The organism is Pedobacter cryoconitis, assembly GCF_003259615.1.
In the GTDB taxonomy this organism is placed as follows: domain Bacteria; phylum Bacteroidota; class Bacteroidia; order Sphingobacteriales; family Sphingobacteriaceae; genus Pedobacter; species Pedobacter cryoconitis.
Genome location: NZ_QLLR01000001.1, coordinates 140,142 through 162,123, shown reverse-complemented (window position 1 = coordinate 162,123; position 21,982 = coordinate 140,142). Strand labels below are relative to the sequence as shown.

Here is a 21,982-nt window from a genome sequence, read left to right as displayed (position 1 = left end):
ATTTTTTTTGTTGGTTTGTGACTTTATTCTATTGGTGTAAAAAAGACAATTATCGAACCATTACATCCGCGAGTATAATTTGGTTATCTTTATAGGAAGATTTCGAGTTTTAAAGTAGGTTGTTAAATGTTAAAAAAAAATTAAATGAGTGCTTGTATTTGTGTCATACTAAAGGAAATCAACTATGAAGCTTAGTGCTTATTGTGATTGTTATACCGATAACTCTTATTTTCTTTTTAATAAAAAAAATCACATTACTTTTTTCAATATTCATTCCATCGAAAAAATAGGGTATTTTTTAGCCAAAAATCCCACTATTGGGGAATCTTTTGTGGAAATCATTTCACAAAAGTATGAACGGACGTTTTCTAAACTTGTCGCAGAGTGCTTTGAAGGGAAGGTTTTCAGTATAGAAAAGCGGTTAAAGGTGAAGGATATGGATGATGTATTGCTGCAGATCGTGCTTACGCCTGTTTTCACTGATCCCCAGAACCCACAGGTAGCTTGTACTATCATTGACAGCAACAGGAAGTCTAACCAGATGAAACTGCTGGATGAGTATTCACATCTGGCCTCGCACGATCTCCGGGCGCCGATAACCAATATCTTAAGTTTGTCCAGTCTGATGAATTTTCCGGATATGGAATCGTTTGATACCAGCAAGATCAAAGAATTATTGAGAGATATTAACTTTCAGGCCGAAAAACTGGATGACATTATTAAAATGCTGAACAGTTTGATCAATAAAGAACATGAGGCTGATGATTTTATAGCAGAATCTACCAAAATAGATTCCAAGCATATTATGCTGATCGATGATGACTCGCTGACCAATAAGCTGCATCATATGATCATTACCAAACACAACAAAAATAAAAGGGTAGTACAGTTTGGAAGTTCGATACGTGCACTTGATTATCTGAAGGAAAATAAGCCTGATTTAATTTTACTTGACCTGAATATGCCTGAGATAGATGGCTGGACGTTTTTAAAGCTCCTGGAGGAACAAAAGCCAGAGGTAGACGTAGTTATCATATCTTCTACAATTGATCCCGCAGAACGCACGAGAGCGCAGTCCTATAAGTCAGTTAAGGATTTCCTGACGAAACCCTTAACTTATGAAAAAATTAAACACCTGGTAGACAACTAGTACCTGATAAGTATTAGTGTTCTCTATCCAGTAGTGATTCGGCAAGCAGGGTCAGCTCATTTTTCCTGACTGCCTCAATACTTACTTTTTCCAGTGCTGCAAAAGCTATGTTAAGGCTGCGTTTCATTTCTGTAACTGCAAGCTCTCTGATGTGGTATTGGTTATACAATTTCGTAATGGCTTCAATCTTTGCAGGGTAATCAGTATTCGCATATTGTGATTCCAGTAAAGCCAGGTCATTACCTTTTGCTAATTCTTTCAGCTTAAGCAAAAGGAATGTCTGTTTGTTGGAGATAATATCACCACCAACCTGTTTACCAAATTTAACCGGATCACCATAAACGTCCAGAATATCATCCTGTAATTGGAAAGCAATTCCGAAATTTTCACCAAAATCATAAAGATGTTCAGCATCCTGTTCACTTGCGCCGCCTACAATTGCACCAAGTTTCATTGCTCCACCTACCAAAACTGCCGTTTTTAAACGGATCATATTGATATATTCCACGATACTGACATCAGTTCGTTGTTCGAATTCCATATCCAGCTGCTGACCTTCACAAACTCCCTGTGCCGTAGTATTGAAGCAATGCAGCGCATTTTTAAGAATGCTGGCATCCAGATTCGTCAAATGTTTGTTGGCTTCGACCATCATCACATCACCACTCAGGATCGCGTTATTTACGCCCCATTTAATATGAACAGTATCCTGGCCTCTTCGTAAAGGCGCATTGTCCATAATATCATCATGGATCAGCGTAAAATTATGGAAGGTTTCAATGGCCAATGCTGCTTCTATGGCTTCGCTGGCATCGGTGTTAAACAATTCACTGGAAAGCAAAAGCAATACCGGTCTGATCCTTTTGCCGCCAAGACGCATAATATAGCTTATCGGTTCGTATAACCTGGAAGGAATCTCTGGATATTCGACCTTTTTGATCGCTGTTTCAATTAGTTGTTGTAACTCAAAAATGGTATGCATTATTTTCTTAATGTGGTGTTTTTTTCTAAAATTTCTATTGCTGCCTGTTCCTTTGCGGTTCTTTTTATCCCGGGATTCTTTTTCCAGAAATCTTCGTTATAGGTCATTGCTTTGACCAGGTTGCTATCATTGATCTTCAAACTTACTTCTTCCAGCTTACTTTGATCTATAGCATCGTTATCGGTCATATATAAGGTGGAATAAAGATCCGTATCCTGTACGCCCAGACCCATCATTTTTAACCTGTTTGACGTATTAAAAACGGAGTAATCCAGTACATTGTCCCCTTGTTTATTCAGTCTGTATTGTGCGATAAATGCGGTTTCTTTGTTCTTGATACTTACAGGCCCATTACTCTTAAAGAACATGCCTTTAATTACGCCTTCAATTTTCAGTACGTTATTGGTGACTGTATTCACATAATAAGCCCCTTCAAACCTTTTCTCTTTGAGTGCCCGTTTAGGGGTGCAGATGATCTTTGCAATCTCTTCTCCATCCTGAAGATAAGTTCCCGCCAGTTTAAAAGTATATAGGGAATCTACTTTTTTCAACAAAGGTTTTTTATGAAATGAATTAGCCAGATAACCGGAGAAAATGAAAGAGAAGAAGCTGGTATTGGTATAGGAAATTCCTTTTTTACCTTGCAGGTGGCGTGCCTCAGTAGGATGCCAGCCAATCAGGCCGTAAGGTTTCCATTCTGCATCCAGCCAGATCTCATTCAGGTATACAGGTTCGTCCCCTTCATAAGCAATCTGTCTTAAAAAAGCTTTGCCAAGATTCGATTTATTGTAAGTTTTCAATGCTTTGTCTGTAGCATCCTGCATAATGGCTGTTGCCGGATTTCCAACAGATACTTCTTTTAAAGTCATTACCTGCGGATCAAGTACTATTTTCAATGGCTCATCCGCGGTTTTAACTTCAAAGCTGCCGCCTGCATAATTCAGGTGCGTAATCAGTAAAGTAACTGGTAAGGAGGAAACGGTGAGCTCGAACTCACCACTTCCATTAGTTAGCGTACTTTTCTGATTTTTTACTTGTACAGTAGCAAAAACAACAGGATTACCTGTGTTTTTTTCTACGATACTACCTGAAATTCTTTGCTGCGCCAAAACGCATACAGAAGATAACATGAGCAACAAGAGGAGAAAAGCGCCTGATTTATACATGTTATCTTTAGTCCTGTACCAGTGCAAAGTCAATCTGGCGTTTAGACAGATCTACTCTCTTTACTTTCACTTTGACTTCATCACCCAATTGATATTTCTTTTTCTTACGCTGACCTACAATACAGTAGTTTTTCTCATCCAGTACGTAAAAATCATCAGCTATGTCTTTCAATCTGATCATTCCTTCACACTTGTTTTCGATCAGCTCTACATACATTCCCCATTCGGTTACGCCAGAAATAATACCCATAAAGAGTTTGCCTACATTCTCTTCCAGATATTCTACCTGCTTGTATTTAATAGAAGCACGTTCCGCATCAGCAGCACGTTTTTCCATGGCAGAAGAATGGGAAGCAGCAGTTTCATATTCATCCTCATTGGCAGAGCGTTCTCCGTTAAGATAAGCAGCCAGCAGGCGATGGACCATCACATCAGGGTATCGGCGGATCGGAGAGGTGAAGTGGGTATAATGATCAAAAGCCAATCCATAATGGCTGGTTTTTTTAGTCGTATAAACCGCTTTGGCCATCGAACGGATAGCTAACTGGGTCAGTACATTCTGTTCTTTTTTGCCTTCCACATCTTCCATCAGGAAGTTCAGTGATTTCGCAATATCCTTATCCGATTTCATGTTGATTTTATAACCAAAACGAGCAGCAAATAAGGCGAAGTTACCCAGGTTTTCCAGGTTCGGAGAATCATGAGAACGGTACACGAAAGTATATTTAGCCTTTCCTTTACCTTTTTTGGCGATAAATTCAGCTACTTTTTTGTTGGCCAGCAACATAAAGTCTTCAATCAGTTTATGGGCATCTTTACGTTCTTTCACGTAAACACCAACTGGTTTTCCTTTTTCGTCCAGTCTGAATTTTACTTCAGTACTTTCAAAACTTATCGCACCATTTTTAAACTTTCTATCTCTTAAAATATAAGCAAGCTCATTCAGCTTCAGGATTTCCTGCACATAGTCGCCTTCTTTATTTTCGATAACTTCCTGAGCTTCTTCATAACTGAAACGTCTGTCGGAGTGGATCACAGTTCTTCCGAACCATTCTTCTACTACATTGGCCGCTTCATCCAGTTCAAACACAGCTGCAAAGCAGAGTTTATCTTCATTTGGGCGAAGTGAACAAACACCGTTACTTAATCTTTCAGGAAGCATCGGGATTACCCGGTCTACCAGGTAAACGGAAGTAGCTCTTGAATAAGCTTCTTTATCTAAATACGTTTTAGGCTGTACATAATGCGAAACATCCGCAATGTGTACTCCAACTTCATAATTGCCATTTGGTAGTTTTTTGAAGGATATTGCATCATCAAAGTCTTTTGCATCCGCCGGATCAATCGTAAAAGTTACCGTATCCCGGAAGTCACGGCGGTTTTTCAATTCCTCTTCGGTGATAGCTTCCGGAATTTCATTCGCTTCTTTCTCTACCTCAGGAGGGAAAGACAATGGAAAACCATACTGCGCAAGGATCGCATTCATTTCTGTGTTATTCTCTCCTTGTGTACCCAGAATATTGATGATCTTTCCAATAGGGTTTTTTGCACCCTCGGGCCAGTCCGTAATTGCTACCTGTACTTTTTGCCCATTTTTAGCACCATCAAGGTCGCTTAACGGTACAAAAATATCATGCAGCATTTTCTTGTCGTCAACAGTGACGAATGCAAAGCGGTCAGATATTTTAATTACGCCTATAAAATCAGTTTTTAAGCGTTGTATAATTTCAACGACTTCACCCTCATTTTTTCTACCTCTTTTTTTAGCGTAGATATAAACTTTTACTTTATCGCCGTTCAGTGCATTATGCAGTTTACGGGCAGATACGAACACGTCTTTTTCAAACTCATCATCAGGAACGATAAAAGCTGCGCCATCGGCAGTCATATCTACTTTTCCGGTGATAAAGGTCTTTAAATCTTTAAGCTTGAACTTTCCTTTTTCGGGTTCCGAAAAAACACCTTTTTGTGCTTGTTCTTTCAGGATCTCTAAAATGGTTTCCCTTGCTTCTTCATCTTTTATGTTGAGTTTGGCTGAAACCTGTTTATAATTCAAGGCTTCATTATTGCTATTCTCTAAAACATCACTAATTAACTGAGTTAAGACGAGTTTTATTTGAGAAGATTTCTTTTTTGCCATAGTATATTTGTCAATATTCCGAAGGTAACACTTTGAAATGATTTATGAAGCCTAAAGGGGCATAAATCCAATATAAAAGGCCTTAAAGCGTATCGGGGATTTGTATAATTGTAATTTTTACCGGAGCTTTAGCAGTGATCCAAATTCTGGTCAGGAATATTAAAATGGCGGAACGAACAGGAGAAAATTTAAAATGATAGAAGAAAAACAGCGAAGTACCAAAAGAGAATTTCTGATGATTATCATCAAGACTATTGTGCTCTTTGTGCTGGCGTATTTTGAAACTTATCAGCCGGTCATGTTTACCGATTTCCCTTTTATAGCATTAACTGCGCATGCGTTTATGGTATTTCTCGGTCCAAGTGTTGCGGTTTCCTTCCTTCGCCTGGTTGTGATTTACTGGTACATTAAAAAACATCGCTTTAAGTCTACGATCAAGGATAACTTCATTTTGGGGATTAACAGGATTGTGTCTATTCTCAATACTGTATTTGGAGTAATTGCAATCATGATCTGGATGGGAATTAAACCGCTGGAGTTTTTAACCAGTATTACGATTGTGGCGGCAGCGATTGCAGTTACCTTTAAAGATTATATTACCAATATGATCAATGGATTGATCATTATGTTTTCAGACCGTTTATCATTGGGTGATCATATTCGTGTAAATGATAATGAAGGTAAAATCCTGGACATTACCCTGATTAACATGATTCTTCAGAATGAGGACAATGATATGGTCATTATTCCGAACTCAGTGGTATTCAGCTCAGTTATTATCAACCAGTCCAAACAGAATATCAAGAAATTAAGTGTGGAATTTGAAATGGCGCTAAATTTCGGCTATACGCCTGATTTTTTAGAAAAGCACTTGTATCAGGCTTTAGATAGTTTTAAAGACAATATTGTATCCAGCGGCCTGACGATCAAAACACTCGCTATCAATAAGGATATTGCCCGGTTTAAGGCACAAGTATTATTGAATAACTATGATAAGCTCAAAGAAAGAGAAATCAGGAGAGTATTGAATACAGCGATTCTTAAACTCACTGTACCACAGCAGCAATTACCTGGCAAGGCTTAATTTTCCCGGAATCGCAGCAATTAGTTTTTGCGTATAAGCGGTCTGAGGATGTTCATAGATAATTTCCGGAAAATCTTCTTCTTCTATCTTCCCTTTGTTCATCACAATCATTCTATCAGACAGGTGTTTAACGACAGCCAGGTCATGAGAAATGAAGATGTAAGTCAAGCCCATTTCCTGTTGCAGCCTTCTGAGTAAATTTAATACCTGGGCCTGTACAGAAACATCCAGTGCAGAGACGGATTCATCGCATATAATCAATTTAGGCTGAAGGGCAAGCGCGCGTGCAATTACAATACGCTGCCGCTGACCACCTGAAAATTCATGAGGATAACGGTTAAAATGTTCAGGTTTCAGATCTACCAGTTCCAGTAAATGCTGTACATGTGCTTTGCGTTCTGAATTATTGTTAAATACACCATGTACCTGCAGTGGCTCCATTAAAGCATTTCCTACCGTAAGCTGTGAATTTAACGAGGAATAAGGGTCCTGAAAAATGAGCTGTATGTCTTTTCTCAATGCACGAAGCTTTTCCTTCTTTAAATGTGTAATATCTTGTCCATCAAAAATAATTGAACCGGAAGTAGGTTCAATCAGGCGTAAAATAGTTCTGCCCAGTGTAGTTTTACCGCATCCTGATTCACCAACCAGACCCAGTGTTTCTCCTGGATATAATTTAAAACTCACCTCATCAACTGCTTTAATTACAGTTTTAGAAGAACCGAATAATCCATTTCTAACTGGAAACCAGGTACAAATATTTTGTACTTCCAGCAGGGGAGTGGTTTCATACAAAGCTGCTCTTCTGCTGTCAATTTCCTGTTGCGTGTAGCTGTTGATAGCTAATAAATGAGCAATCGGCTGGTCTGTACCCTGTTTTAAAAAGTCGGCTACTACCGGTAGCTTTTTCAAGCGGTATAAAGGGGAAGGCCTGCAAGCCAGCAGTCCTTTCGTATAGGGGTGTTTCGGGTTTTTAAATAACTGTTCTACAGAACTTTGCTCTACGATTGTCCCTTTGTACATCACGGCAACATCATCAGCGATTTCACTGATCACTGCCAGGTCATGGGAAATGAAAATCATCCCCATATTCCGTTCTTCTTTTATTTTAAGGAGTAATTGCAGGATGGTTTGCTGGACCGTTACATCCAGTGCTGTGGTAGGCTCATCGGCAATCAGAAATTCAGGGTTGCAACTTAAAGCCATTGCAATCATTACCCTTTGTTTTTGTCCTCCCGAAAGCTGATGCGGGTAAGTATCGAAAATAGTTTCCGGGCGGGGGAGTTGTACTTCTTTAAAAAGTTCGGTGGTTTTCTCTTTTGCTGCTTGTTTACCCAGGTTCTGATGCAGCATGATGGCTTCCTGTACCTGGTCACCACACGTGAAAACAGGATTCAGAGAGGTCATGGGCTCCTGGAAGATCATGGCAATTTTATTGCCCCTGTAGGTATTCATTTCCTTATCGGATAAGGAAAGCAGGCTGATGTCATTAAAAAGAATATCTCCGGTAATTTTGGTGTACACCGGGTCATGTAAACGCATGATCGCAAATGAGGTGACAGACTTTCCAGAACCGGATTCTCCAACGATCCCTAAAACCCGCCCTCTTTCAGCTTTGAAGCTGATCTGGTTAACCGCGGTTTGCCAGGAGCGGTCTTCCTGATTAAAAAACTGAATATTCAGATCAATTACGTTTAACATCAGAGGGACAATATAGAGAAAATTATCCCTCAAATTAAGAAGCGATTTAAAATTCATCTAAATAAGCGGTAAACAATTTTATCATCTAAATTTAATCTCCTTCTTCGCATTTTCTGCTATTTTTGCAGAATGGAAAGAGAAATTCTTGATACCAAGCGTAAAGCCCTGAATATTAATCTAAACTCTGATATTTACGGGACTTTCGCTGAGATCGGGGCGGGACAGGAGGTTGCACGCAATTTTTTTACTGCGGGTGCGGCTTCGGGAACAGTAGCCAAAACTATGTCTGCCTATGATATGACTTTTAGTGATGCGATCTACGGAGTTGAAGAAACCGGAAGATACGTGAGTCAATCCAGGCTTACTAAAATGCTGAACCATGAATTTGGTTTGCTGACAGAAAGGTTGTACGGTGAAAAATATGAGACCAGGAGCTTTTTCGCTTTTGCAGATACAGTAACTACGCTGAACTATAATAAGTCCAATGATCCGCATGGATGGATTGGCATCAAATTCCAGACAGAACCTGGGGGGGAGCCGAATGAGATCTTTTTTCACGTACGTTTACTGGATACAGATGCTGCACTTCAGCAGAATGTATTGGGTATAATCGGGGTGAACCTGGTTTATGCAGCCTTTTATTACCATACAGATCCGAAAAGAATGATTGAGTCACTCGCAGATAACCTGACAGTAGGTTCTGTAGAGATAGATTTGATTTCTGTAAATGGCCCGGCTTTTAAAAACATCAATAATATCCTGCTGAACCTTTACCTGATTGTAAAGGATTTCTCAGATGCGGCCATTTTTGATTCCCTTGGAAATCCATGTTTGCCTAAAGATCTTTTGTACAAGAAGGATATTATGATTTTGCGGACAAAGTATGCGCAGAAGTCGTTGCCTAACTTTAGTATGTTCAATAAAGCTGTAGATCAGTTCAAAAGGACAGAAGATGTAAAGAAGGATAATCTGAGTGTTTTAATTGAGGTTTTGTTGTCAAATGTTTTAACAGCTGATGAAGAAATTCCTGAAAACATTGACCTGGAAGCAGTAGCACTAAGAGCTGAAGAACTTTGTAAAACAGGTAATCTGGTGATCGTGTCCAACTTTGCACGACATAATAAACTGGCAAAATATCTGGACAGGTGTAAACCGAAAAGTGTTGGTATTTCAACGAACATCAACAACCTGAAATTTGTGTTTAACTCTTATAATTTTGGAGAAAACTATTCCAGCATGCTATTGAGTTATGTGAGTGATATGTTTACTAAAAATGTAAAACTGTTTGCTTATCCTTTCCTGGATAAAAAATCTAATAAAGTAATTACAACTGTAAATATGCCGGTGACACCGGAAGCAAAACCACTTTTTGACTTCCTGATCCTGAATGGATATATTACAGACATCAAAGAATACAGTGAAACAGATGTGAAGACCGTTTAAGGTCTTCACAATACCTGCTTATTTTTTTAACGCTTCACGAACTTTCGGAGCGATCTTAGTTCCGAAAATTTCGATAGACTTCATCATATCTTTGTGCGAAGGTGCGCCAATATCCATATGTGCTGCAAAACGGGTCAGGCCAAACATTTCCTGTACATATAAGATTTTATCAATTGCGGCTTCAGCATCACCCACAAATAATGCCCCTTCTTTTTGTCTGCCGTAATCAAACTGATATTTAGTATAAGGCGACCACCCACGTGATTTTCCGATTCTGTCCATTTGTGCCGCATATAATGGATAATAATTAGCAGCCACCTCATCCGCGTTTTCACCAAAGAAAGCGTGCGCATGTATACCTACCTGGAATTTGGCCATATCGTGACCAGCCTTTTGATATTCTTCTCTATATAAATTAAATAAAGGTTTAAACTGACCTGGAGATCCGCCGATGATAGCAATCATCAAAGGCAAGCCTAGTTTGCCAGCTCTGATCACAGATTCCGGAGTACCGCCTACAGCAATCCAGATTGGTAAATTGTTGTCAACTGCTCTGGGTAATACCTGCTGATTAACCAGTTCTGGTCTGAACCGTCCTTTCCAGGTAATCGTTTCTTCTTTATTTATTTTTAATAATAAGTCTAATTTCTCTGTAAACAGTTCATTGTAATCATTCAGATTATTTCCGAATAAAGGGAACGATTCGATGAAACTTCCACGACCTGCCATCAACTCTGCACGGCCATTGGACAATAAATCAACCATCGCGAAATTTTGGTATAACTTGACCGGATCAGCAGAACTTAATACACTAACTGCACTACCCAATTTAATGTTTTTGGTCACAACAGCCGCAGCTGCCAATAATATTTCAGGACTTGAAACTGCAAAATCAGGACGGTGATGTTCTCCGATACCGAAATAATCCAGTCCCAGCTCGTCCATTAATTTGATCTCTTCAATAATCTCGCCCAGTCGCTGCTGTGCAGGTTGAAATTTATTTGTTATTGGATCAACACGTAAATCCCCGAACATACTAATACCTAATTCCATAATTACCTTGTTTTAATCTGATACAAAGTTAAGGGGGAAACTAAAACTTCTCGTTAACCTATGATAAGTAATGATTTCTGATTGATTTTTTACTTACATGCCTTACCTAAATCTGCTAAAAGAGTTTTATCGAATGCTGCTGGTATCAAAGAATCTTGTGCTACATTATATTCGAATAGCTGTTTCTTTGCAGGATCAAATGTAAAACTTGCGATTAAGGGTGCATGATCAGGATAGTTCTCATGAATACTATAATCATAAGTCTTAGAATAATTCGTGGCACTATCTATTTTGGAATATGGGCTGCCTTCATAAGAAATATAGAATGAAGTACCGCCATTTTTGATAATTCTTTCCTTCAGCCCGTTCGTTAAACTTTTATAACGAGGTGAGGTAGTCAGTATTAAATAAGCAATCTGACTGCATGTTTTTGTGGAAACAGGTAAAACCGTATCCAATTTTGAAGTTTTGGAGGGCAGAACTGCTGTGGCTGAAGCTAAAGTGTCGTTTTTAAGTGTTTCCTTCTTTGTCTGCTCTGTACAGGATGCAGTGAATAACAGACCTGCAAGCACTAAACTATGGAACCGGATTATTTTCATACGCTGCAAAAATAAGATCATTTGTCTTTTCAGCAAACTGGAATCTGGCTATTCAGCAATAAAAAAAGCAGGGAGATTAATCCTCCTGCTTTTTATAAATGTCTTTGATCGTAACAGCCATTATATTTTCTGGTGTTTCCAGCGGCTCAAAACCATATTGGCTATAAAGACTATGTGCGTCCCTGGTTGCCAGCATGTATCGTCTTAAGCCCTGCAGATCGGGATGAAAGAGCATGAGCGACATTAATTTTTTCGAGAGTCCCATACCACGAAACTCTTCCTCTACGTATACATCTGCCAGATAAGCAAACGTAGCACAGTCGGTAATCCATCTGGCGAAGCCTATTTGCCGGGTTTCTTTATAGATTCCAAAGCAAAGAGAATTCTCAATAGATTTAGCCACCGTTTGTAACGGAATTCCCTCGGCCCAGTAAGATTTGGTACTCAGGAAAAGATGAACGGCAGCAGCATCAATTTTGCTTTTGTCGTCCGAAAAAATAAAGCCGTTATCTGCAATTTCCATTAGTTACGCATGTTGATGTATTGAAGTGGCTGTCCGAAATCTTCCCCCTTACAAAGCGAAATTACCTTTTGAAGGTCATCAATGTTTTTGCTTTGTACACGCAATTGATCGTCCATTACAGAAGCCTGAACCTTAAGTCCGCTGGCTTTGATTTTTGCAACTATCTTTTTAGCGACATCTTTATCAATTCCTTCTTTGATGGAAACTTCTTTTCTGATCATATTGCCGGAAGCATATTGTTCCTTTCCAAAATCAAGACTTTTAGGGTCCAGGTTTTGTTTCACCATACGGGAAATAATGGAATCCTCAATGGCTTTCAGACGCATGTCATCTTCCGTAACAATGGTGATCACATTTGTTTTCTTGTCATGATCAATAGTACTCTGAGAGGTAGAGAAATCATAACGGTTAAGGATCTCTTTTTTTGCGTTGTTCATTGCATTGTCCAATGTCTGCGCGTCAACTTTACTTACGATATCGAAAGTGGGCATGATTATAGCTTTAGTATAAAAAATATATTAGATTTAGATATTAATTATTTAACGTTCTTGCTAAAAAAATTATTATGAAAACCAATAAATCAAAAGTGCAAAAAAATAATGCTAAAAAAGCAGTTAAAAAAGAATTGGAGCAGACTCTTTCGCAAAAATTTTTTGAAGCAGTTTCTCATTTGGGTCATGATGCCGAAAAAATTGGTGAAGAATTAGCTCAGGCAGCAAAATCTGTAGCTAGTAAATTAGCTAAGAAATTTATTGCTGTGAAAGAAGAAGCTACTAAAAAAACTAAGCCAACAAAGAAGGAAATAGCAAAGACTGCGAAAAAACTTAAAAAAGTAGCTACTAAAGGCGCTAAAAAGGTCAAAAAGGAAGTTCAAAAAGCAGTTTCCAGTGTTAAGCCATCAGTGAACAGTATTAAGGTTCCGGTGATTGCAAGTGAGGAAAAAGCAGCTACATTGATCGCCAAACCTGTTAAAAAAGCAACAGCAGTCGTGAAAAAATCAGCTTCTGTAGTTAAAAAGGCTGTTCCTGCAGCAAAAAATGAAGTAAATAAAGATGTTACAGCGGTTAAAAAACAAGCTACTGTAGCTAAAGATAAAGCAGTTACAGCAGTTAAAAATGTAACTCAGGCAAAACCTGCTGCACAAATCGCAAAAGGTGTCAGTAAAACTGCTACAGCAGCGGCTGGTGCGGCTAAAAAAATTGTAAATACAGCATCAAAAGCTGCCCCGGTAAAGAAAGCTGTTGTTAAGCGTGTTCCAGCTACATCCGCTGCAACTACTGCTAAAACTACGGCAACGCCTGTTAAACCTGCAGTGACTACAGAAAAAGCTGAGGAGAAAACTACAGGCGAAAGTTAATTCAATTACATTTTAACGTTAATTTAAATCCATTTTCATGCGAATTAATGCTTAGATAATTAACATTGAATTAACAATAGAATTCGCAGTTTTGAGCATCCGGTCCCACCAGGGATTTTTTGATACTAACCCCCATGACAAAGAAGAAGGTCCCATTTTTAAATAGAGAACTCAGCTGGTTATATTTCAATGAACGGGTTTTACAGGAGGCAACAGATGAGACTGTTCCGCTGATTGAAAGAATTAAATTTTTGTCTATTTTCTCTTCTAACCTGGAAGAATTTTACCGGGTACGTGTAGCTACAATGACCAGGTTGTCTAATTTAAACGACAAGGCCAAAGAGCTTTTAGGGTTTAATCCTAAAAAAGTGCTGAATGAGATTAAAAATATAGTTGTTAAACAAGAGCGTAAATTTGAACAGCTATTTCAGGCTACACTGATCAATGAATTGGCGCAAAACAGGATTTTTATTCTGAACGATACACAACTCAATGTAGCCAGGGGAGAGTTTGTAAAAGAACACTTCCGGGATAAAATACTTTCCAACCTGGTACCGATCATGATTGATATGGAAAAACCATTTCCAGAACTCAAAGACCGGTATCTGTACTTTTTTGTAAGGCTGAAGAAGAAAACCGGCAAAAAGGATGAAAAGTATGCGTTGATAGAATTACCTCCTGACCTGCCCAGGTTTTTGGTACTTCCGGAAACAAACGGATTAAAGTTTATTATTCTCGCAGAGGATATTATCAAATACTGTCTGGATGACATCTTTTACGTATTCAAATACGATGAAATGGATGCCTATTCTATACAATTGACCAGAGACGCTGAGCTGGACATCGATAAAAATGTAAGTGATAAGTTTATTGATGAATTAAAGACCAGCCTTGATAAGCGTAGAAAAGGTAAGCCAATGCGTTTACTTTATGATACGGAAATGCCGTTTGATATGCTCGGTGTGCTGGTTGCTAAAATGAAACTTGAAGCAGAAAGCCTGATCCCCGGTAACCGTTACCATAAGTTTGGTGATTTCATTCGTTTTCCAAATGTCGGGGATAAAAGCCTTGAATATCCTGCAAATGTACCCTTAAAGGTTTTCGGCTTACACCGTACTCAAAGCATATTTAATAAGCTTGCAGAAAGAGATTACCTGGTTAATTTACCCTATCAATCTTATGATTATATCATTCTTTTTCTTCGTGAAGCAGCAATTGACCCTAAAGTTACCGCGATAAATATTACACTTTACCGTTTGGCAGAGAATTCGAGAGTAATCAACGCTTTAATTAATGCGGCAAAAAATGGTAAGAAGGTAAATTGCCTGGTTGAGCTTAAAGCGCGTTTCGATGAAAGAGCAAATATCTTCTGGACCAACAGACTGGAAGAAGAAGGGGTACATGTAAACTATGGTTTGACAGATTACAAAGTCCATTCTAAGATTTGCCTGGTTACCCGGATAGAAAAAGGCCGCCCCGTTTATTATGCGAATCTGGCGACTGGTAATTTCAATGAGAAAACCGCTAAACTCTATTGTGACCATAGTATTTTTACGGCTAAAAAAGAGATCACCCACGATTTAATCAAGCTCTTTGCCGCCTTAAACAAGCGTACTGTAGCTACAGGCTTTAAGTACCTGATAGTCTCTCCGCTGGAATCCAGGACTAAGTTTTATACTTTGATAGACCGGGAAATTAAGATCGCGAAATCCGGTAAACCTGCTTATCTTATTTTTAAGGTAAACAGTCTGGCTGATGAAGGGATCGTAGAGAAACTTTATGACGCAAGTAATGCAGGAGTGAAGATTAAATTGATTGTACGCGGTATTTGCTGCCTGGTTCCGGGCGTAAAAGACTTCAGTGAAAATATTACGGTCATCAGTATCATTGATAAGTTTTTAGAGCATGCACGTGTTTTCATTTTTGGAAATAACGGTAAAGAAGAAATGTTTCTTTCTTCAGCAGACTTAATGAGCCGCAATTTTGAGCACCGTGTAGAAGTTGGTTTTCCTGTATTGGATGAAGACGTTAAACAGGAAATCAGGGATATTATTGATTTTCAGTTACAGGATAACGTGAAAGCAAGGGATATTACCCGGTTAAATAACAATAAATATCATAAAAACCGGCTTAGCACTAAGGTGAGAGCACAGGTTCAAACTTATAATTACTTAAAAAACAAACACCAGTAGAAGATTATGCTCAGATATGCAGCAATTGACGTTGGCTCTAATGCCGTTAGACTGCTTATTGCAGATATAACACACAATGATAATGGGTTTGGTTTTAAAAAGAATACCCTGGTCAGGGTTCCTTTAAGATTAGGTGATGATGCCTTTTTAGATCATAAAATCTCTGCACGAAAAATCGAAGACCTGATTAAAACTATGCAGGCCTTTAAAAATCTGATGGATGTATACCAGGTGACTAAATACCTTGCCTGCGCGACATCCTCTATGAGAGAAGCGCAAAATGGCCTTGAAATCATTAAAATGATTAAAGAGAAAGCCAATATAGACCTGGAAATTATTGAAGGTCAGCGGGAAGCCAATATCATTTATGCCAATCATATCGAAGATGATCTTGATATTAAGAAAAACTATCTTTACATAGATGTAGGCGGTGGTAGTACAGAACTGTCAGTTTTTGTGAATAAGATACCTGTTGCCTCTAAATCATTTGATATTGGGACAATCAGAATTCTTGATAACCAGGATAAAGAAGAAACCTGGGAAGAAATGAGACTCTGGGTTAAAGATCAAACCAAGTATCATAAAAACCTGGCAGGGATAGGTACCGGAGGAAATATCAATAAATTGTATAAAATGGCGAATGAAAAAGAAGGTATGCCTTTAACGTTTCTGAAGCTGAAATCTCTTTACAATCAATTGAATAGTCACTCTTTAAAAGAACGGATACAGACTTTCAATTTAAACCCTGACCGTGCCGATGTAATTATTCCGGCCAGTGAAATCTTTATTACCCTGATGAAATGGACGGGTATTAAACAGATCCATGTACCAAGAGTAGGGATGGCAGACGGAATTATTAATCTGCTAATAGAAGAGAATCTGAATAAATAACAGCCAGATAGTCACCATGGTGGCTTACGGAAACAGCATGCTTCTGGCCGGTTATCTGATGGGTTAACTCCGGGATTCCTGATGGAGTACCGGCCAGCTGATAAAACTCAGATAAACGGTTAAACGCTGTTCTATAATCTGGCTCGGGGCGGAGATATTGTAAATGGAGGTGCTGAAAATCCTTCAGCGCTGACACCGCAACAGAATGGATGAATGTATCGCTGAGCTCACTTCTCATCAGAAAACTATCCTTAAAATAGCTGACTATTCCTGAAGAATTCTTCTTGTTTATATTCAGCGACCCACAACAGAAATTTATAGGCTCATACCTTCTGATTCCTGTTTTACGCTGAATAATTTTACAAGCTGCTTCTTTCATCGTCCAGATTAACCATAACATTTCATCAGGCTTTGAAGCTTCCAGAACAAGCTCCTGCTCTTCAGGTGTACAGACTTTAACGAGGTAACCCTTCCGTCTCCAGTTGCTCTCTATGGCAGCCTGCCGGAGATCTACCAGATCATTGCCTATCATTTTTCAGCAAGTTTGGCCTCAATAACATCCAGTGTGGATTTAACATCCAGCATTTTTGCCATGGAATCATTGTCGATCTCTATGCCGAATTTTTCTTCCAGATCCAGTACAATATCAACCAGGTTGGCAGAATTGATTTTCAGGTCTGTAATAAAACTTGTGGTTTCACTGATTTCATCCAGTGCCTGCTTGTCCTGGGTATAAGGAGCTGCAACTTCTTTAATAGCGGAAATGATAACTTCTCTATCCATGATTATATTTTTTTAAGACCAAACAGGCATTCACATCGCCAAAACCAAAACTTGCCTTAACGAGTATATTAAATTCTTTGTGGAGACAAGTACGGGGAATACGTTCCGGGTCTATTAGCATTTCAATAGTAGGGTGCAGATCTTCACAATTTATATTAGGGAAAATAAACCCTTCATGAAGCTGTAAAACAGAAGCGACACATTCAATACTGCCAGCCGCAGCTATACAGTGGCCTATCATTCCTTTTACCGAATTGATATAGGGAAAATCCTTACCAGAACGGCCTAAGGCTGTTACCCAGTTTTGTATTTCAAGCGTATCTTTTACGGTTGCGGTTAAATGGCCGTTGATTACTTCAACTTCCGAAGCTTGTATATCAGCAGATTTTAATGCCATAGAAAGGCACCTCTGTACCGCTAATGGATTAGGTGCGGTCATTGTACCTTCACCACGCTGACCGCCAGAGTTAAGATGTCCGCCCAGTATTTCGGCATAAATCTTAGCCCCTCTTGCTAAAGCACTGTCCAGGCTCTCTAAAACTAAAGCGCCGGCACCACTTCCGGGAACAAAACCACTTGCAGTTGCACTCATCGGGCGGCTTCCTTTCTCCGGAGTTTCATTATGCTTATAAGTGCAAACTTTCATCGCATCAAAACCAGCCCATATATACGGGCCACTGTCACTTGTACTGCCAGCCAGCATAATCGTTGCCTGACCTGATTTAATGCGCTCATAAGCCATTAAAACACTCTCGGTTCCTGTTGCACAAGCAGAAGAGTTAGTTGTGACCTGGTTTCCCAATCCGAGTTTTCCGGCCAGTAGTGCACTTACCCCGCTTGCCATAGTCTGGGCAACTATCGAACTGCCCAGTTTACGGATCTGCAGGTTATCTAATTTATAAATGGCACCCCTGAACTTATCGATACCAGAAGTGCCTGTGCCGAAAACAGTACCACTTTCCCAATCCGGGGTTTCATCCGGAGCAGGCTTAAGCCCGGCATCCTTCCACGCATCTAAACCTGCGATTACACCATATACAATTCCCGTGCTTTCCAGGTTCCGGATTTCAAGTTCAGTGAAATACTGACTGATCCGGTCTGTATCAATCACTGGTTTTCCTGCAATCTGGCAGGAGAAAAGAAGTTGTTCCAGCTGCGGATCATGCTGAATCCCGGACACACCATTTTTAAGCGCATGTCTGAACTGTGTGATGTCCGCACCATTTGGTGAAACAACCCCTAAACCGGTGATGACAACACGTTTAGTCATTCATTTTTGTAGTTACCATTCCTGATATATTTCCTTTGCAGACTGTTTCTCCTGCTTCATTTTTCATGACTACATTACAATTCAGTTTTTTAAACCTGAAGTATACTTTTTCAGCAGTTACGGTAACCATTTCACCAGGAAAAACAGGTTTCATAAAATCCATGGCTGTAGATGTCAGCATCACATGCGCTTTCATTTCTGTATTTGCATTTTCCGAAAGATAAATACCCAGGCAAACCAGGCCAATCTGTGCCATTGTTTCTGTTAATATTACCCCTGGTGTAACTGGTGCATCTTTAAAGTGTCCTTTATAAAAATCAAGGTCTTTATCATAAGTATAAGTCCCGGTTGATCCGTTTTCATCAATTTGTAATAACTCATCAACAAATAAAAAAGGTTTGCTGTAAGGTAATTTTGCTAGTATTTCTTGTGCGTTCATTGTTATAATATTATCAATTCTAAGGTGTAAAGTAAATACAAAAAACGCTTACCATTGCAATAAAATTCGCTGTGCAGAAAATCCGGGGCCAAAACTGAGCATCAGGCCCTTGTCTCCGGGCTTAGGTTTAGCCTCCATAATCCGTTCAAGCACATACAGTACGGTAACACTTGACATATTCCCATATAGCCTTAAAATCGCTTTAGTGTCTTCAATATTTTTACCAAGATCGCCAAATAATGCTTCTACAATTTCAATGATTTTCTTTCCGCCGGGGTGGAAAATCAAATGGTCTATTGCTTGAATATCTAATCCGTTTTTTTTCAGAAAGGGATGAATAATAGCAGGAAAATGTTCGGCAATGTTTTCAGGAACAGTCACATCCAGTACCATTTGCAAACCTGTATTGGTCATTTTAAAGCCCATCATTTCCTCTGCATCATAAAAGTGATACATTTCTTCGGCCAGTATTTCCGGGCCGCTATCTTCAGAATGTGAAGACAAAAGAATGCAGGCCGCGCCGTCTCCAAAAATGGCAGCACTTACAATATTGGCCATCGAAAAATCATTGCGCTGAAAAGTTGCCGTTGGAGATTCTACCGCGATAACTGCAGCTCTTTTACCCGGATTGGATTTTAAGAAGTTTTTGGCATAAATAATTCCGGATACGCCAGCAGCACAGCCCATTTCTGTAACCGGAAGACGCACAATATCCTGGCGCAGTTTCAAAGCATTGATCAGATAGGCATCTAAAGAAGGGATCATTATTCCTGTACAGCTTACGGTAATGATATAATCCAGGTCTTCATTTTTCCAGCCTGCCTTATCAATTGCATCTGTCAGACATTTTGTACCTAATTTAATACCTTCTCTGCAATAGATATTGTTCCGCTGCTCAAATGTAAGATCGCTGAAAACTTCTTCAGGAGACATAAAGGAATAACGTTTATCTACCGCAGCATTTTCAAATATCTTTTTAACCTTACGTACAAACCGGTCTTCCTGGCCATGCAGCCAACCATCCAGAAAAGGAATGATTTCGGCTGTGGTCCTTGAATATTCAGGCAATGCTTTGCTGATACTTTTTATAATTACACTCATGATATTTTAACTATCCATTGGTAGCGGAACGCCCATTTCCATTTAATAAAGTAATTTTTAAGACCCAATGTTTTTGAAAACGACACTAAATCATTTCTTTTAAACCCCCGGAGGATAGAAACCAGTCCGTCCTCACGTGACATATCATTCAGGCGGAATACAAAACATAAACCCAAAAACAGATAGTAGGCGATTGCACTCCGCTGTAAATCATTAATTACAAAACCAAGCCTTGCCGTTCGTTGAAAACTTTGCAGCAACACAATGATCTCCTGCTCTTTAAAGTGATGTAATGTGAGTGTACAAAGTATAATATCTGTTGATTTTTGCTGGTTCAGCTCATCAAATATATCAATGCACTCATAGCTTATGTTTTTATATCCGGATGATAAGCTCCGGGCATGCTCAATCGTGAAATTATTAGCATCTATACCAGTAAGTATAAAGTTTAAATCATTTTTCTCTGCATAAGCTGCAAGCGCTCTTAACATATCCCCATTTCCGCACCCTATATCAGTAATACGTATTGGAGTAGATTTTGGTTGCGCCCGGAGTAAATAAATAATTCCTTCGATTGTTACCTTGTTTCCGCCAAGCAGACGATTGATGCTGGCAATTTTGTCGAGTGCGTCTCTGAGTATTTCCCCTTCCATCTGGAAATTATCCATAATCTCGGGAGCAGTGCTTCTATAAGTGGTATCTACAAACATTATTTAGGAACAGTTAAGCTATGGCCGTGTGTTTTTTTGATGATCAAAGGGAGTATAAATGGCAGCCGGACCATTCCACCCAATAATTTTTCCGTTAAATATTCTTTTTCGAACAGTGCTGATAAAGTATTGCCCATCAATAATCTGGATTTAAAGTGCTGGTTCCAGCATATAATATAGCGTTTTTCCATTGAAGTTCTGTCAGGAATCTCTCCCTTAAGAAACAAAAGCAATAATTCTGAACAAATTCCCGCACTGTGTATCGCCATAGCCATACCGTTTCCACATAAAGGATGTATTAATGCCGCAGTATCACCAATCATCAGGATATGGTCAATGACCGCTTCCCTGACTCCAAAGGAGAGTTGACTGATCGTTATGGGGGCATCAAACAAGAGTTCAGATTTTTCAAAAATACTTTTTAAATGTTTATTCTGATATAATACATTCTCCTGGTAAGCTGTGATGTTCTTATGTATTTTGAAGGTTTCATAATTTGCCAGATAACATATATTTATCTTTTGATCCTCAATTTTAGATGCACCACAATAGCCTCCTTTGAAATTATGCAGGGCCACTAATTCATCTTCAAATTCACCCTTATAATGCGCTTTTACAGCTAAAAATGGTGATTTCTGTTGTATAAATTTTCTCTTTAATTTCAGGTCTATGGAAGAGCGTTTGCCATAAGCACCAATCACCTGTCTGGCTGTATACTGTGTTTCACTTTGTGTCAGAACCAGGAAATTATCTTTTTCGAATACTACGCTGCTCACTGTATCCTGTATCACAACACCTCCTTTAGCCAGAAATTTTTGATAGAGAAAATGATCCAGCTGATACCGGCTCACCCCAAAACCACCCATAGGTAAACGGGCAGCAATACTTCGCCCTGAAACCGTAGAAAATTGCATTTTGGAAATGACCGAAGGATGCAGTACCGACGGGTCAGCATTCAGCCATTTTAAATAGGGAAGAACCTCATTGGAGATATATTCACCGCAAACTTTATGATGAGGATAAGGATCTTTTTCAACCAGGACTACCTCAATCCCTGCTTGCTGAAGATGTAATGCCGCAGTTAACCCGGCTAATCCGCCACCTATAATTAAAATATCAGTTTGAACAGGCATAATCAAAATTGGGGATAAAAAGCGTAAGCTTACAACAGCTTAAAGTACTATTTGTTTACATCCCTGGAAATATATTAATTATTTCAAAAGAATAAAATTATCCTTTTGAAATAATTCAAAGATATGATAGATGAAGTTTTGGTAAATAAAATACAGCCGATCAGGAAACAAAAGATTATGCTGGATAAAGATTTAGCAGAACTTTATGGCGTTAAACCTATTCGTTTAAAGCTTCCAAAGCCACTTTCTGGTTTTTGCCCATTCC

At 39.0% G+C, this 21,982-nt stretch carries 21 protein-coding genes; 6 read left to right on the top strand and 15 right to left on the bottom strand.

Features of this window, described 5'->3' with window-relative positions; all coding sequences use genetic code 11:
- The first annotated feature begins 184 nt into the window (after positions 1–184).
- Positions 185–1,150 (top strand): ATP-binding response regulator, encoded by a 966-nt coding sequence (locus LY11_RS00690; protein WP_111631818.1) that lies wholly within the window; start codon positions 185–187, stop codon positions 1,148–1,150.
- 13 nt (positions 1,151–1,163) lie between these two features.
- Here the strand turns inward: LY11_RS00690 and LY11_RS00685 are convergent, their stop codons facing one another.
- From LY11_RS00685 to rnr, 3 genes are read right to left on the bottom strand one after another with little or no spacing between them, the layout of a single operon-like run.
- On the bottom strand, positions 1,164–2,132 hold the full coding sequence (locus tag LY11_RS00685) for a polyprenyl synthetase family protein (protein WP_111631817.1): 969 nt from the start codon (positions 2,130–2,132) through the stop codon (positions 1,164–1,166).
- Complete coding sequence (locus LY11_RS00680; protein WP_111631816.1) at positions 2,132–3,298, bottom strand: carboxypeptidase-like regulatory domain-containing protein; 1,167 nt, start codon at positions 3,296–3,298, stop codon at positions 2,132–2,134. Before LY11_RS00680 ends, LY11_RS00685 begins: the two co-directional genes overlap by 1 nt.
- 7 nt (positions 3,299–3,305) lie before the next feature.
- Entirely contained in the window at positions 3,306–5,438 is a 2,133-nt protein-coding gene (rnr, locus tag LY11_RS00675; protein WP_111631815.1) for a ribonuclease R, read from the bottom strand.
- Positions 5,439–5,631: 193 nt separating this feature from the next.
- On the opposite strand from rnr, the gene LY11_RS00670 reads away from it, so the two are divergent.
- Complete coding sequence (locus LY11_RS00670; protein WP_111631814.1) at positions 5,632–6,522, top strand: mechanosensitive ion channel family protein; 891 nt, start codon at positions 5,632–5,634, stop codon at positions 6,520–6,522.
- Here LY11_RS00670 and LY11_RS00665 read toward each other — a convergent pair.
- The gene (locus LY11_RS00665) at positions 6,505–8,223 is read right to left on the bottom strand and encodes an ABC transporter ATP-binding protein (RefSeq protein WP_111631813.1); all 1,719 of its coding nucleotides are present in this window, start codon (positions 8,221–8,223) and stop codon (positions 6,505–6,507) included. The genes LY11_RS00670 and LY11_RS00665 overlap by 18 nt on opposite strands.
- Positions 8,224–8,352: 129 nt before the next feature.
- Between LY11_RS00665 and LY11_RS00660 the strand changes: the two genes are divergently transcribed.
- Positions 8,353–9,666 (top strand): nicotinamide mononucleotide adenylyltransferase, encoded by a 1,314-nt coding sequence (locus LY11_RS00660; protein ID WP_111631812.1) that lies wholly within the window; start codon positions 8,353–8,355, stop codon positions 9,664–9,666.
- A gap of 18 nt (positions 9,667–9,684) precedes the next feature.
- Here the strand turns inward: LY11_RS00660 and LY11_RS00655 are convergent, their stop codons facing one another.
- From LY11_RS00655 to LY11_RS00640, 4 genes are all read right to left on the bottom strand, one after another.
- Positions 9,685–10,719 (bottom strand): LLM class flavin-dependent oxidoreductase, encoded by a 1,035-nt coding sequence (locus tag LY11_RS00655; protein WP_111631811.1) that lies wholly within the window; start codon positions 10,717–10,719, stop codon positions 9,685–9,687.
- A gap of 89 nt (positions 10,720–10,808) precedes the next feature.
- The gene (locus LY11_RS00650; protein ID WP_146610776.1) at positions 10,809–11,318 is read right to left on the bottom strand and encodes a hypothetical protein; all 510 of its coding nucleotides are present in this window, start codon (positions 11,316–11,318) and stop codon (positions 10,809–10,811) included.
- A 76-nt stretch (positions 11,319–11,394) separates the two neighbouring features.
- The gene (locus LY11_RS00645) at positions 11,395–11,841 is read right to left on the bottom strand and encodes a GNAT family N-acetyltransferase (RefSeq protein WP_111631809.1); all 447 of its coding nucleotides are present in this window, start codon (positions 11,839–11,841) and stop codon (positions 11,395–11,397) included.
- Entirely contained in the window at positions 11,841–12,332 is a 492-nt protein-coding gene (locus LY11_RS00640; RefSeq protein ID WP_068401353.1) for a YajQ family cyclic di-GMP-binding protein, read from the bottom strand. Before LY11_RS00640 ends, LY11_RS00645 begins: the two co-directional genes overlap by 1 nt.
- A gap of 74 nt (positions 12,333–12,406) precedes the next feature.
- Between LY11_RS00640 and LY11_RS00635 the strand changes: the two genes are divergently transcribed.
- The 3 genes from LY11_RS00635 to LY11_RS00625 all read left to right on the top strand — a co-directional run bounded on the left by LY11_RS00635 (position 12,407) and on the right by LY11_RS00625 (position 16,281).
- Positions 12,407–13,198 carry a hypothetical protein gene (locus LY11_RS00635; RefSeq protein WP_111631808.1) on the top strand — a complete coding sequence of 264 codons (792 nt, stop codon included), beginning with the start codon at positions 12,407–12,409 and terminating at the stop codon, positions 13,196–13,198.
- 134 nt (positions 13,199–13,332) lie between these two features.
- Positions 13,333–15,390, top strand: coding sequence for a polyphosphate kinase 1 (ppk1, locus tag LY11_RS00630; RefSeq protein ID WP_111631807.1), 2,058 nt, complete (start codon positions 13,333–13,335; stop codon positions 15,388–15,390).
- Between the two features lie 6 nt (positions 15,391–15,396).
- Positions 15,397–16,281, top strand: coding sequence for a Ppx/GppA phosphatase family protein (locus tag LY11_RS00625; RefSeq protein WP_111631806.1), 885 nt, complete (start codon positions 15,397–15,399; stop codon positions 16,279–16,281).
- Here LY11_RS00625 and LY11_RS00620 read toward each other — a convergent pair.
- From LY11_RS00620 to LY11_RS00590, 7 genes are read right to left on the bottom strand one after another with little or no spacing between them, the layout of a single operon-like run.
- Entirely contained in the window at positions 16,247–16,813 is a 567-nt protein-coding gene (locus tag LY11_RS00620; protein WP_111631805.1) for a 4'-phosphopantetheinyl transferase family protein, read from the bottom strand. The two genes, LY11_RS00625 and LY11_RS00620, sit on opposite strands and share 35 nt — an antisense overlap.
- A complete protein-coding gene (locus LY11_RS00615; protein WP_111631804.1) occupies positions 16,810–17,064 on the bottom strand; it encodes an acyl carrier protein in 255 nt (84 codons plus the stop codon). Before LY11_RS00615 ends, LY11_RS00620 begins: the two co-directional genes overlap by 4 nt.
- Complete coding sequence (locus LY11_RS00610; protein ID WP_111631803.1) at positions 17,057–18,334, bottom strand: beta-ketoacyl-[acyl-carrier-protein] synthase family protein; 1,278 nt, start codon at positions 18,332–18,334, stop codon at positions 17,057–17,059. Before LY11_RS00610 ends, LY11_RS00615 begins: the two co-directional genes overlap by 8 nt.
- Positions 18,327–18,773: a 3-hydroxyacyl-ACP dehydratase FabZ family protein gene (locus LY11_RS00605; protein ID WP_111631802.1), complete on the bottom strand. Its 447-nt coding sequence runs from the start codon at positions 18,771–18,773 to the stop codon at positions 18,327–18,329. The genes LY11_RS00610 and LY11_RS00605 overlap by 8 nt, the downstream gene beginning before the upstream one ends.
- 48 nt (positions 18,774–18,821) lie before the next feature.
- A complete protein-coding gene (locus LY11_RS00600; RefSeq protein WP_111631801.1) occupies positions 18,822–19,874 on the bottom strand; it encodes a type III polyketide synthase in 1,053 nt (350 codons plus the stop codon).
- Positions 19,871–20,584 (bottom strand): methyltransferase domain-containing protein, encoded by a 714-nt coding sequence (locus LY11_RS00595; protein ID WP_111631800.1) that lies wholly within the window; start codon positions 20,582–20,584, stop codon positions 19,871–19,873. The genes LY11_RS00600 and LY11_RS00595 overlap by 4 nt, the downstream gene beginning before the upstream one ends.
- The gene (locus tag LY11_RS00590) at positions 20,584–21,717 is read right to left on the bottom strand and encodes an NAD(P)/FAD-dependent oxidoreductase (RefSeq protein WP_111631799.1); all 1,134 of its coding nucleotides are present in this window, start codon (positions 21,715–21,717) and stop codon (positions 20,584–20,586) included. Before LY11_RS00590 ends, LY11_RS00595 begins: the two co-directional genes overlap by 1 nt.
- Between the last annotated feature and the right edge of the window lie 265 nt (positions 21,718–21,982).